The sequence below is a fragment of the Streptomyces sp. GC420 genome, from assembly GCF_009916105.1.
Classification (GTDB): domain Bacteria; phylum Actinomycetota; class Actinomycetes; order Streptomycetales; family Streptomycetaceae; genus Streptomyces.
The window spans coordinates 1-12,765 of the sequence record NZ_JAAAXQ010000245.1 but is presented as its reverse complement, the minus strand read 5'-3'; the positions used below and the strand labels follow the sequence as shown (position 1 = coordinate 12,765).

Annotated in this window: 9 protein-coding genes and 1 pseudogene; 5 read left to right on the top strand and 5 right to left on the bottom strand. The window is 71.5% G+C overall.

The window, feature by feature from the left end; all coding sequences use genetic code 11:
* The coding region (locus GUY61_RS25710; protein ID WP_208106459.1) for an alkaline phosphatase D family protein at positions 1-982 on the top strand (982 nt) is incomplete at its 5' end.
* A gap of 315 nt (positions 983-1,297) precedes the next feature.
* Entirely contained in the window at positions 1,298-2,326 is a 1,029-nt protein-coding gene (locus GUY61_RS25705) for a zinc metalloprotease (RefSeq protein ID WP_208106458.1), read from the top strand.
* Positions 2,327-2,434: 108 nt separating this feature from the next.
* Here the strand turns inward: GUY61_RS25705 and GUY61_RS25700 are convergent, their stop codons facing one another.
* On the bottom strand, positions 2,435-3,010 hold the full coding sequence (locus tag GUY61_RS25700; RefSeq protein ID WP_166632625.1) for a dienelactone hydrolase family protein: 576 nt from the start codon (positions 3,008-3,010) through the stop codon (positions 2,435-2,437).
* A gap of 30 nt (positions 3,011-3,040) precedes the next feature.
* Between GUY61_RS25700 and GUY61_RS25695 the strand changes: the two genes are divergently transcribed.
* Positions 3,041-4,105 (top strand): mechanosensitive ion channel family protein, encoded by a 1,065-nt coding sequence (locus tag GUY61_RS25695; protein ID WP_166632624.1) that lies wholly within the window; start codon positions 3,041-3,043, stop codon positions 4,103-4,105.
* Positions 4,106-4,203: 98 nt separating this feature from the next.
* Here GUY61_RS25695 and GUY61_RS25690 read toward each other — a convergent pair.
* The 4 genes and pseudogenes from GUY61_RS25690 to GUY61_RS41620 form a co-directional block, all read right to left on the bottom strand.
* Positions 4,204-5,789, bottom strand: a pseudogene (locus tag GUY61_RS25690) (Na+/H+ antiporter).
* A gap of 99 nt (positions 5,790-5,888) precedes the next feature.
* Positions 5,889-6,830 carry an RluA family pseudouridine synthase gene (locus GUY61_RS25685; RefSeq protein ID WP_166632623.1) on the bottom strand — a complete coding sequence of 314 codons (942 nt, stop codon included), beginning with the start codon at positions 6,828-6,830 and terminating at the stop codon, positions 5,889-5,891.
* 50 nt (positions 6,831-6,880) lie between these two features.
* Positions 6,881-7,465, bottom strand: coding sequence for a signal peptidase II (gene lspA / locus GUY61_RS25680; protein WP_166632622.1), 585 nt, complete (start codon positions 7,463-7,465; stop codon positions 6,881-6,883).
* Positions 7,466-7,566: 101 nt separating this feature from the next.
* The gene (locus GUY61_RS41620) at positions 7,567-7,989 is read right to left on the bottom strand and encodes a TraR/DksA family transcriptional regulator (protein WP_313896852.1); all 423 of its coding nucleotides are present in this window, start codon (positions 7,987-7,989) and stop codon (positions 7,567-7,569) included.
* Positions 7,990-7,999: 10 nt separating this feature from the next.
* On the opposite strand from GUY61_RS41620, the gene GUY61_RS40470 reads away from it, so the two are divergent.
* Positions 8,000-8,677: a hypothetical protein gene (locus GUY61_RS40470; protein WP_243766750.1), complete on the top strand. Its 678-nt coding sequence runs from the start codon at positions 8,000-8,002 to the stop codon at positions 8,675-8,677.
* 519 nt (positions 8,678-9,196) lie between these two features.
* Positions 9,197-12,328 (top strand): isoleucine--tRNA ligase, encoded by a 3,132-nt coding sequence (gene ileS / locus GUY61_RS25670; RefSeq protein ID WP_166632620.1) that lies wholly within the window; start codon positions 9,197-9,199, stop codon positions 12,326-12,328.
* The last annotated feature ends 437 nt before the right edge of the window (positions 12,329-12,765 follow it).

The window sequence follows — 12,765 nt, the reverse complement described above, 5'->3', positions numbered from 1 at the left end:
CCGGCACGCCACCTACAAGACGGACGCCGACCTGCGCACCCTGCACGCCACGCACCCCGTCATCGCGATGTGGGACGACCACGAGATGGCGAACGACGCCTGGTCGGGCGGCGCGGAGAACCACACGGAGGGCACCGAGGGTGCCTGGGCCGCACGCGTCGCCGCGGCGAAGCAGGCGTACTTCGAGTGGATGCCGGTGCGGCCGTCCGTCGCGGGCACGACGTACCGCCGCCTCCGCTTCGGCAGGCTGGCCGATCTGCATCTGCTGGACCTGCGCTCCTTCCGCTCCCAGCAGGCCTCGATCGGCAGCGGCGCCGTGGACGACCCGGACCGCACGATCACCGGCCGGGCGCAGCTGGACTGGCTGAAGTCGGGCCTGTCGGCCTCCGACGCGTCCTGGAAGCTGGTCGGTACGTCGGTGATGATCTCGCCGGTGGCCTTCGGCTCCGTACCGGCCTCCCTGCTCGAGCCGCTCGCCGAGCTGCTGGGCCTGCCGAAGGAGGGGCTGGCGGTCAATGTCGACCAGTGGGACGGCTACACGGACGACCGCAAGGAGCTGCTGAACCATCTCGACTCGAACGGCATCTCCAACACGGTCTTCCTGACCGGCGACATCCACATGGCGTGGGCCAACGACGTGCCGTTGAAGGCGGCGACGTACCCGCTGTCCCGGTCCGCGGCCACGGAGTTCGTGGTCACCTCGGTGACGTCCGACAACATCGACGACATCCTGCACGTGGCGCCCGACACGGTGTCACTGCTCGCGGAGGGCGCGGTGAAGGCCGCCAACCGCCATGTGAAGTGGGTGGACATGGACGCGCACGGCTACGGCGTCCTGGACGTCACGGCCGAGCGCTCGCAGATGGACTACTACGTGGTGTCCGACCGCGCCGACAGGAACGCGACGGCGAAATGGGCGCGTTCGTACCGGACGCTGAACGGAACCCAGAAGGTGGAACGGGTGACCACGCCCGTCGCCTGACGCCCACCGGCCGGCCGGACCGAACACTTTCGGCCAGGCGATGGCCTGTTAACCAAGGATCACGCCGACACGGCGGGTGGCGGTGCCGGGGGATCGAAATCCGGACACACCACCCGCCCTCGTAACCGCCCGCGTTACGGCCGTGTCTCGCCGTCCGGCGGGGCACGGTCCGGCCCGGTGGCTTTCTTCCCGATGTCCCGATTCACCTGCGGTGCGATTGGGCTTGATCACTCCTCAACCTGGCCTGGCATGCCCACGTAATCTCCCCGCGGCGGCGAGGAAGGCCCTCCCGCCCCAACCGCGAGGAGACCCACCTTGTCTCGTCCTGCCCGCATTTCCCCGCGTCTCGGCCGTCGCCTGATCGGCGCCGCCGCCGTGGCCGGAACACTCGCCCTCGCCCCGCTCTCCGCACCCGCCACGGTCGCCGCCAGCACCGGCGCCGCAGCGCCGGGCACCCCCGCCGAGAAGTGCACCGAGGATGGCACCGCGCTCAGCTCCGCCCGCCAGGCCCGCTCCGGCCACGGAGGCACCGAGACGCACGAGCCGAACGAACTCAGCGCCGCAGAGGCCAAGTCCATGGACGCGGCGCTGCGGAAGAGACTCGACCGGCTCGGGGCCTCCGGTGAACTCCGCGCCCAGGGCGCCGAGGGACTCGCCGCCGCCACGACCACCGTCCCGGTCTACTTCCACGTCATACACGACGGGGACACGGGCAAGCTCTCCGCGACCGACATCGGCAACCAGATGGACGTCCTCAACGCCGCCTACTCGGGCGCCGGAACCGGAAACGTCGATTCCGGCTACCAGTTCTCCCTGGCCGGCACGACCTACACCGACAACCCCGCCTGGTACAACGGCCTGGTCTCCGGCTCCACCTCCGAGAAGACCATGAAGTCCTCGCTCCGCCAGGGCGGCGCCGGCGCCCTCAACGTCTACACCGCCAACCTCGCCGACGACCTGCTCGGCTGGGCCACCTTCCCCAGCTCCTACAGCTCCGCCCCGTCCTACGACGGCGTGGTCCTGCTCGACACCTCGCTGCCGGGCGGCGCGGCCACCAACTACGACGAGGGCGACACCGCCACCCACGAGGTCGGTCACTGGATGGGCCTCTACCACACCTTCCAGGGCGGCTGCAACGGCAACGGCGACTACGTCGACGACACGCCCGCCGAGAAGAGCGCCGCCTACCAGTGCCCGGAGGGCCGGGACACCTGCACCCGCAAGACCGGTGCCGACCCGATCCACAACTTCATGGACTACACCTACGACTCCTGCATGTACCAGTTCACCGCGGGCCAGGTGACGCGCATGCAGCAGTACTGGGCGGCCTACCGGGCCGGCTGACGGGACCCGCCGCGCCCGCCGGCCCTCCGCCCCGTCCTCCACCGGACCGGGGCGGAGGGCCGGCGTCCCGGGCCGCCGGCCGGTCCACGCCCGTGAAGGGCCCTTCGTTCAGAGGCTGTCGAGGAAGCCGAGGGCGGTCCGCCAGGTCGTCCCGGCAGCCTCCTCGTCCCAGTCCGGCAGTCCGGGGTCGGTGTAGAGGTGCCCGGCTCCCGGGTAGCGGTAGATCTCCACGTCGGTGCCGGCGCGCCGCATCCGCAGGTACCACGCCGTCAGCCAGTCGTGCGTCTCGAAGGGATCGGGGTCCGCCACGTGCAACTGCACGGGCAGTTCCTCCGCCGCGGCCGTCGTGCCGTCCGCGATGTCCGACGTGCCGTGCAGGAGCAGCAGCCCGCGCGCCTTCTCGTCGGCCAGCGCGAGGTTCTGCGCCAGCGCGCCGCCGAAGGACAGGCCGGCGTACACCAGACCGCTGTCGGAGTGCGGAGCGGCGGCGGTGACCGCGCGCCTCAGCAGTTCCTCCCTGCCGGTCTCGTCACGGAACACCCTGCCTTCCTCCGCCGTCTCGAACGTCCTGCCCTCGAAGAGATCCGGCACATGGACCTCGTGGCCGGCGGCCCGCAGCCGTTCGGCGGCGGCGTGCACGGCCGGCCGCAGTCCGTGGACGGAGTGAAAAAGCACAATGTTCATGAGGCCATGATGCCGGTTAGGCGCCACGTCATGGAGAACGTACTGCGACCGCTGATCGTGCTCGGCGGCTCGGTCGTGCTCACCGTGGCCGTCGGCTGGATCGTCGACCGTCTGCTGCGCAGGTCCGATGCCCGACATCGCGAGACCCCTCTGTGGGGTCTGCTGCGCCGTGCCCGCGTCCCGCTCCAACTCGTCCTCATCACCGCGTTCGTACGGGGGTCCTACCGGCAGACCGGCTTGCTGCGGGAGTACTGGACCGAGATCGGCCGGCTGCTCACCCTGGTCATCATCGGGGCGTCGGCCTGGCTGGCGATCCGCGTGTCCGCCGCCGTCGTCGAGTCCTCGTACAGCCGTTACGCCTCGGCCGCCCGCGATCCGGCACGGGTGCGCCGGGTGCGTACGCAGGTGACGCTGATCCAGCGCGTGGTGATGGCCGTCGTCGGGGTGGTCGCGGTGGCCGCGATGCTGCTCACCTTCCCCGCGATGCGGGCCGTGGGCACGTCGATGCTGGCCTCCGCCGGTGTGCTGGGCATCGTCGCGGGCATCGCTGCCCAGTCCACGCTGGGGAACCTCTTCGCGGGGCTGCAGATCGCCTTCGGCGACATGGTGCGCATCGGGGACACGGTGGTGGTGAACGGCGAGTGGGGCACGGTGGAGGAGATCACCCTGACCTTCCTCGCCGTGCGGACCTGGGACGAGCGCCGGATCACCATGCCGGTCTCGTACTTCACCGGCCGGCCCTTCGAGAACTGGTCGCGCGGCGGCGCCCAGATGACCGGCACCGCCTTCTTCCACCTCGACCACTCGGCGCCTGTGGAGGAGATGCGCAAGAAGCTGCACGAGATCGTGCGTGAGTGCCCGGCCTGGGACGGCCGCTCCTGGTCGCTCGACGTGACGGACACCACGCCGAGCACCCTGGTCGTCCGTGCCCTGGTCACCTCGAAGGACGCCGACGACGTGTGGGCGCTGCGCTGTGCCGTGCGGGAGCGGATGATGTCCTGGCTCGCCGCGGAGCACCCGTACGCTCTGCCCCGTATCGTCACCGCCCCGGCGGTCCCCCGGCCGCGCCACGCGGAGCCGCCCGTCGCCGGCTGACCCGCCCGCTCCGGCCACGGCCCCGCCTGCGGCGCCGTGGCCGGTGTGCGGTGTGCGGTGTGCGGTGTGCGGTGCGCTGTGCGCTGTGCGCCGTGCCGTCAGCGCAGGCTGCGCACGTCGAGGAAGCGCAGCACCCGGTCCACGACCGCCGGGTCCTGACCCGGTTCACTGCGCGCGGACAGCACCTCGTGCCGGGCGGCGGACATCATCTCGCCCTGGATGCGCTGCACGGTCCTGAGCCGCTCGACCCGCTGGGCACAGGCCTCCCGGCGGTCCTCGTCGACCGTGTCGGGGCTGATCCTCGCGCCGACGTCGTACGCGCGCCGGGTGAGGATCTCCAGAACGTCCTCGGGCAGATCCTCCTCCGCGGAGATCTCCCGGAGCCGGCGCTTGGCGGCCTTCGCAGCCCGTGCGGCAAGCTGCCGCCGCAGCTCGCTGCCGCTGTCCTCCTCGGCGCGCACCCCCAGCCGCCGCACCAGCCAGGGCAGGGTCGGCCCCTGGGCGAGGAGCGTGACCAGGATCACGGCGAACGCGATGAAGAGGATCTCGTCCCTGGCCGGGAAGCCGGAGCCGTCGTCCGTGGTGAGGGGAATGGCGAGGACCAGCGCGACTGAGGCCGCGCCGCGCATCCCCGGCCACCACATCACGACGGTCTCCCGCCACGACATGGGGATCTCCTCGTCGAAGTCGCTCCCCTTGTGCAGTCGTTTCGCCACCCAGGTCGCCGGCAGCAGCCACAGCAGCCGTACGCCGACGACCACCCCGACCACGGCGGCGGACCAGCCGAGCATCTCGTCCCATCGTCCGGTGGCGGTCCCGAAGACGTTGTGCAGTTCCAGACCGATGAGCCCGAAGGCGAGGCCGGTGACCGGAGTGTCGACGATCTCCCAGAAAGGTGTTGCCCGCCAGCCGCCCGAGGACGTCGTCCGCGTCGGTGCCCTTCTCGGTGAGGAACAGGGCGGTCGTCAGGACGGCGAGCACCCCGGAGCCGTGCAGTCCCTCGGCCACCGAGTAACTGGCGAAGGGGACGAGGAGGGTCAGCCCGATCTGCAGCGTGACCTCGCTGAGCATCCCCATGGCCTTCACGGTGATCCGGCCGAGCGCCGACCCCACCGCCACGGCCACGACCGCGGACAGGACGAGCGTGCCCGTCGCCTCGGGCCAGGAGAAGGTGCCGCTCACCGCGGCGGCGACGGCCACGTGGTAGAGCACGATCGCCGTCACGTCGTTGAACAGGCCCTCGCCCTCCAGGATCGACAGGAGCCGGCGCGGCAGCCCCAGCGACCGGGCGACGGTGGTCGCCGCCACCGGGTCGGGCGGGGCGACCAGCGCGCCCAGCGCCACGGCCGCGGCCAGGGGCATCCCGGGGACGACGGCGTCGGCGACGGCCGCGACGGCGGCCGTCGTCACGAAGACGAGGGCGACGGCGAGCAGCAGGATCGGCCGCACGTTGGCGGCGAGCTGCCGCCAGGAGGTGCGCTGCGCGGCCGCGTACAGCAGGGGCGGCAGCACCAGCGGCAGGATGAGGTCCGGTGGAATGTCGACGTTCGGGACGAACGGCAACAGCGCCAGCACGATGCCCGCCACGGTCATCAGCACCGGCGGGGGGAGTCCAAGCCGCCGCCCGAGCGGCCGTCACGACGGACCCGAGCAACAGCACGAACAGCCGCGCCAGCTGGTCCAAGCCTCGCCTCCCGCTCAGGAACCGGGATGCGACGATCACCCCGGACTGTCAGGACTTCCCGGTCGGCGCCTTCTCACACGGCCGGCGGGCCGGCGGCCGTCAGGAGCTTTCCGCCCGGACGCGGTCCAGGGCCCGCTGCAGGTCGTCCGGGTAGGCGCTCTCGAACTCGGCCCACTGGCCGTCCGAAGGGTGCTCGAAGCCGAGCCGCACCGCGTGCAGCCACTGCCGGGTGAGCCCGAGGCGCTTGGCCATCGTCGGGTCGGCGCCGTAGGTGAGGTCGCCGACGCACGGGTGACGGTGTGCCGCCATGTGGACACGGATCTGGTGGGTGCGCCCGGTCTCGAGCTTGATGTCGAGGAGGGAGGCGGCCCGGAACGCCTCCATCAGGTCGTAGTGGGTCACGGAGGGCTTGCCGTCCGCCGTGACCGCCCACTTGTAGTCGTGCTGCGGGTGGCGCCCGATGGGTGCGTCGATGGTGCCGCTCAGCGGGTCGGGGTGCCCCTGCACCAGAGCGTGGTAGCGCTTGTCGACCGTCCGCTCCCGGAACTGCTGCTTGAGCAGGGAGTAGGCGCGCTCCGACTTGGCGACGACCATCAGGCCCGAGGTGCCGACGTCCAGGCGGTGCACGATGCCCTGCCGCTCGGCGGCACCGGAGGTCGAGATGCGGTAGCCGGCCGCGGCGAGGCCGCCGATCACCGTCGGGCCGGTCCAGCCGGGGCTGGGATGCGCGGCGACACCGACCGGCTTGGCGATGACGACGACGTCCTCGTCGTCGTGCACGATCTCCATGCCCTCCACGGGCTCGGCCACGATCTGCACGGGCGCCGGGGCACCCGGCATCTCCACCTCGAGCCAGGCACCCCCGTGCACGCGCTCGGACTTGCCGACGACGCTCCCGTCGACCAGCACCTTGCCGGACGCGGCGAGCTCGGCGGCCTTCGTCCGGGAGAAACCAAACATTCGGGCTATGGCGGCGTCGACACGCTCGCCCTCGAGGCCGTCGGGTACGGGCAGGGTGCGGATCTCGGGAATCGTACTCACCCGTCGAGTATGCCGGACCCGGCGGACGCGGCCGCACGGACGAGAGGCTGTCAGTCCTTGTGGACGGTCCCGTCCGGGTCGAGTCCGCGGAACGACAGGATCACGATCAGGATCCCGCCGCACACGATCGCGGAGTCCGCCAGATTGAACACCGCGAAGTGCGCCGGCGCGATGAAGTCGACGACCGCTCCCTCGAAGACGCCCGGCGAGCGGAAGATCCGGTCCGTGAGGTTGCCGAGCGCCCCGCCGAGCAGCAGGCCGAGCGCGACCGCCCACGGCACGCTGTACAGCTTGCGGGCGATCCTGGCGATCACCACGATCACCGCCGCCGCGATGACCGTGAAGATCACCGTGAATGCCTCGCCGACCCCGAAGGCCGCGCCCGGGTTGCGCACCGCCTCGAACTTCAGCACGTCGCCGATGATCTCGATGGGCGCGTGGTGCTCCAGCTTCGCGACCACGAGCATCTTGCTCCCGAGGTCCAGGAGGTACGCGACCACGGCCACGACGAGCAGGACGATGACGCGCCGCTTGCCCCTGGGGCGCGGCTCCGCGCCGTCCGCGGGCGCCGGCTCCGTACCGTCGGCGCCCGGCGTTCCGATGCTCCGCTCCGCCTCTGCTTCTGCCTCTGCCACGTGGGTCCCCGTGAATCCTCAAGCTCGGTGCCGACTGAGGACGAGGGTACGGCACACGCGTACGGTCCCCCAGCGCCCGGCCACCCCGCCGGGAACGCCGCTCAGTAGCGCCGCTCCTGCTTCTGCTTGCAGTCCACGCACAGCGTGGCCCTGGGGAACGCCTGCATGCGGGCCTTGCCGATCGGATTGCCGCAGTTCTCGCACAGCCCGTACGTCCCTGCGTCCAGCCGCTCCAGCGCGCGCTCCGTCTGGACCAGCATCTCCCGGGCGTTGGCGGCGAGCGCCAGCTCGTGCTCGCGGGTGATGTTCTTCGTACCGGTGTCGGCCTGGTCGTCACCGGCGCCGTCGCCGGAGTCGCGCATCAGCCCGGCGACGGAGTCCTCCGACAGATGGATCTCGTCGCGCAGCCGCTGGGCCTCTTCCATCAGCTCCGTACGGGCCCCGGCGACCTCTTCCGGCGTCCACGGGTCCTCGCCGGGCCGGACCGCGAGCTCGCCGGGAGCGGCGGTACGGGCACCGGGCACGGCAGTCGCCGTGGTGTCACTGGCGGCCGTCGTACCGGCCGCCGTCTTCTTCGCAACCACCGTGCTGGCTCCCGTCTTCCTCGCGGCCTCGGCCGCCCGCTTGGCTCCCGCGTTCGCGGGTTCAGCCTTCTTCGCTGCGGCCTCGGTGGATGCCGCCGCCCTGTCGGCCACGGCCTTCGCCGGTGCCTTCCTCCCGCCCCGCTCGGCCGGCGCCTTCTTCGCCGTGACCCTGCCCGCCCGCGCCCCGGCTCCCGCGGGAGACTCCTTCGCGGGTGTCCTCCTGGCCGCGTCCTTGCCGGCCGGCGTCTTGGCGGCCGACGTCTTCCCAGCCGTCTTCTTCTTCCCCGCGTCCTTGCCGGCGGCGGCCTCGTCCGGCGCCTTCCCGGCCGTGCTCTTCGAGGTCCTCCCCGCCGGCGCCGTCTCCTTCCGGGCCGTCTTCCTCGTCGCGGTCTTCCTGGCCGGCTCCGCCGCCCCGACGGCCCCGGAGTGCGTCACCGACTGTTCAACGGCCGGGGCCGTCTCCGCCGTTCCGCCCACGGCGCTCTTCTTCCCCGGAGTCTTCTTCCTGGCCGGCTCCGCCGCCGTGGATCTGGCGGACGCCGTCCTCTTTACGGCGGTCTTCTTCGCCACCATGGCCGCGGCCCCTTCACACATTGTGATCTTGTCGCGAATCGTGCTGGGACGATAAATCGACTCCAAGTCCGCGGCAACGGGGCACGCCGCCCGATTCGTCCGCCTCGCCACCGCGCCAAGGCGAGCCTTCACACGTTGTGCCCAGCTCCGGGCCGGGTAATCCGCCCGCACCCGAGGCACCCGATGTCCGTTCCGTCCCGCGTCGCCATTCGGGTCATCGCCGCCCCTCCCACCGTCCCGCTCGCCGACCGGGCCGCCGACCGGCCGCCGTGCCCCGAAAACCGGTCGGCCCGGTGCCGCCCGGCCCCGTACACTGGGGCGAGCGAGAGGCGTCGATGGGACGAGTAGCGCCGTACGCAGCCAAGAGCGACCCGGGGACGGTGTGAGCCCGGGGGCGAGCGCGGTGTGAAGATCACCCGGAGCCGCCGGAAGAAAGCCGTCAGGCGAGTAGACCCGGCATCGCGATCCGAATGAGGGGGTCAGGGGCACACGCCCAGGGCCAAGGAGGGTGGTACCGCGGGAGCGCAGCTCTCGTCCCTCCGACGGAAGTCAAGAATCCGCCGGAGGAAGATCGATGACGCAGTACCGCCAGGTGCCCGCCCAGGTCGACCTGCCCGCGCTCGAGCACGCGGTGCTCGATTTCTGGCGCGAGGCGAAGGTCTTCGAGAAGAGCCTGGAGCAGTCCGAGGGCCGCCCCGAGTGGGTGTTCTACGAGGGCCCGCCGACCGCCAACGGCATGCCCGGCGCCCACCACATCGAGGCCCGCGTCTTCAAGGACGTCTTCCCCCGCTTCCGCACGATGCAGGGCTACCACGTGGGCCGCAAGGCGGGCTGGGATTGCCATGGCCTCCCCGTGGAGCTGGCCGTCGAGAAGGAGCTCGGCTTCTCCGGCAAACCGGACATCGAGAAGTACGGCATCGCGGAGTTCAACGCCAGGTGCCGCGAGTCGGTGACCCGGCACACCGACGCGTTCTCCGAGCTGACCACCCGTATGGGTTACTGGGTGGATCTGGACGACGCCTACCGCACGATGGACCCCGAGTACATCGACAGCGTCTGGTGGTCCCTGAAGGAGATCTTCGGCAAGGGACTCCTGGTGCAGGACCACCGGGTCGCGCCCTGGTGCCCCCGCTGCGGCACCGGCCTGTCCGACCACGAGCTGGCCCAGGGCTACGAGACGGTCGTCGACCCCTCCGTCTTCGTGCGCTTCCCGCTCACCTCCGGCCCGCTGGCCGGCGAGGCGGCCCTGCTGGTGTGGACGACGACGCCGTGGACCCTGGTCTCCAACACCGCCGTCGCCGCGCACCCCGGGGTCACGTACGTCGTGGCGACGAACGGCGAGGAGAAGCTCGTCGTCGCCGAGCCGCTGCTGGCCAAGGCCCTCGGCGAGGGCTGGGAGCCCACCGGGCAGTCCTTCACGGGCGCCGAGATGGAGCGCTGGACCTACCGGCGCCCCTTCGAGCTCGTCGAGTTCACCGAGCCCGCCCACTACGTCGTCAACGCCGAGTACGTCACCACCGACGACGGCACGGGCCTGGTCCACCAGTCCCCCGCCTTCGGTGAGGACGACCTCAAGGTCTGCCGCGCCTACGGCCTGCCGGTCGTGAACCCGGTCCGCCCGGACGGCACCTTCGAGGAGGACCTGCCGCTGGTCGGCGGCGTCTTCTTCAAGAAGGCCGACGAGGCGCTCACAGCCGACCTCGGCACCCGCGGGCTGCTGTTCCGCCACGTCCCGTACGAGCACAGCTACCCGCACTGCTGGCGCTGCCACACCGCGCTGCTCTACTACGCGCAGCCGTCCTGGTACATCAGGACCACCGCAGTCAAGGACGCCCTGCTCCGCGAGAACGAGAACACGAACTGGTTCCCGGACTCCGTCAAGCACGGCCGCTACGGCGACTGGCTGAACAACAACATCGACTGGGCGCTGTCCCGCAACCGCTACTGGGGCACCCCGCTGCCCATCTGGCGCTGCGAGGAGGGCCACCTCACCTGTGTCGGCTCCCGCGCGGAGCTGACCGAACTGACCGGCACCGACCAGTCCTCCCTGGACCCGCACCGCCCGTTCATCGACGAGGTCACCTTCCCCTGCCCGACCTGCTCGGCCACGGCGACCCGGGTCCCGGAGGTCATCGACGCCTGGTACGACTCGGGCTCGATGCCCTTCGCGCAGTGGGGCTACCCGTACCGCAACAAGGAACTCTTCGAGAAGCGCTACCCGGCGCAGTTCGTGTGCGAGGCCATCGACCAGACGCGCGGCTGGTTCTACACGCTGATGGCCGTCGGCACGCTGGTCTTCGACAAGTCGTCGTACGAGAACGTGGTCTGCCTCGGCCACATCCTGGCCGAGGACGGCCGCAAGATGTCCAAGCACCTGGGCAACATCCTGCAGCCGATCCCGCTCATGGACCAGCACGGCGCCGACGCGGTCCGCTGGTTCATGGCGGCAGGGGGCTCCCCGTGGGCGGCCCGCCGCGTCGGCCACGGCACGATCCAGGAGGTCGTGCGCAAGACGCTCCTGACGTACTGGAACACGGTCGCCTTCCAGGCCCTGTACGCCCGTACGTCGAACTGGGCGCCCGGTGACACCGACCCGGCCCCCGCCGACCGCCCGGTGCTCGACCGCTGGCTGCTCAGCGAACTCAACGCGCTGGTCGACCAGGTCACCGAGTCCCTGGAGTCGTTCGACACCCAGCGGGCCGGCAAGCTGCTGTCCGCCTTCGTCGACGACCTGTCGAACTGGTACGTACGCCGCTCCCGGCGCCGCTTCTGGCAGGGCGACGCCGCGGCGCTGCGCACCCTGCACGAGGTCGTCGAGACGGTCACGCGCCTGATGGCGCCGCTCACCCCGTTCATCACCGAACGGGTCTGGCAGGACCTCGTGGTCCCGGTCGTTCCGGGCGCCCCGGAGTCCGTCCACCTCGCCTCCTGGCCGAAGGCTGACCTCTCCATGGTCGACGCGGACCTCTCCCGCCAGATGGTGCTGGTGCGGCGTCTGGTGGAGCTGGGGCGGGCGACGCGTGCCGAGTCCGGAGTGAAGACCCGCCAGCCGCTCTCGCGCGCTCTGGTGGCCGCGGCCGGCTTCGAGTCCCTGACACCCGAACTGCACGCCCAGATCACGGAGGAGCTCAACGTCTCCTCACTGGCCTCGCTCTCGGAGGTCGGCGGCTCGCTGGTGGACACCACGGCGAAGGCCAACTTCCGCGCGCTGGGCAAGCGGTTCGGCAAGGGCGTGCAGGCTGTGGCCAAGGCGGTCGCCGAGGCGGACGCGGCCGCCCTGTCCCTGGCGCTGCGTGAGGGCACGGCGTCCGTCGTGGTCGACGGCGAGGCGGTCGCCCTCGCCCCCGACGAGGTCATCATCACCGAGACCCCGCGCGAGGGCTGGTCGGTGGCCTCCGACTCCGGAGCCACGGTCGCCCTCGATCTGGAGATCACGGACGAGCTCCGCCGCGCCGGTCTGGCACGCGACGCCATCCGTCTCATCCAGGAGGCCCGCAAGAACAGCGGCCTCGATGTCGCGGACCGCATCGCCCTTCGCTGGACCGCCACGTCCCCGGAGACCGTGACGGCTCTCACCGAGCACGCGGCCCTCATCGCCGACGAGGTCCTCGCCACGGACTTCGCCGAGGGCGGGGCCGACGACACCTTCGGCTCGCCGTTCACGGACGAGTCCCTCGGGCTGGCCTTCCGGCTGCGCAAGGCGTAGTCCCCGAACCGAACCGTGGCCCCCGGCACCCGTGCCGGGGGCCACGGCACTTCCCGGCACGGCCCAATACGCCGCCCTCCCACCGCCGTTGGAGCACTCCGGGTCTCCGGCCGACCTCTCCGGCCGCGCCACTCACCACGCCCTGGTTCACTCGAACCGGTGGACCCGGCCGCCCCGGGTGACGCCGGGTGCCGGACCGCCCCTTGGCCCCCGGCGGGCGACCGCTCCCGTGGCAGTGACCATCGCCGCACAAGAACTCCGGCAGACGAGCGCGCCCACGCGCGGCGCCCCGGACCCACCCGAACCAGCGGGCACGCCAGTCCCGGTGACACCCGGGCGGAGCCGTACGTTCCGCGTCACCCGGCCGGGGACCGTGGCGGTCGGCGGGGCCGCGCGCGGACGCGGGGACTTCCCGTGTCCCACGTCGAGCGGCGGGC

Coding starts and splice junctions, on each gene's coding strand:
- GUY61_RS25700 (WP_166632625.1), bottom strand. CDS start 3,010: ATGAACATTGTGCTTTTTCACTCCGTCCACGGACTGCGGCCGGCCGTG.
- GUY61_RS25695 (WP_166632624.1), top strand. CDS start 3,041: ATGGAGAACGTACTGCGACCGCTGATCGTGCTCGGCGGCTCGGTCGTG.
- ileS (WP_166632620.1), top strand. CDS start 9,197: ATGACGCAGTACCGCCAGGTGCCCGCCCAGGTCGACCTGCCCGCGCTC.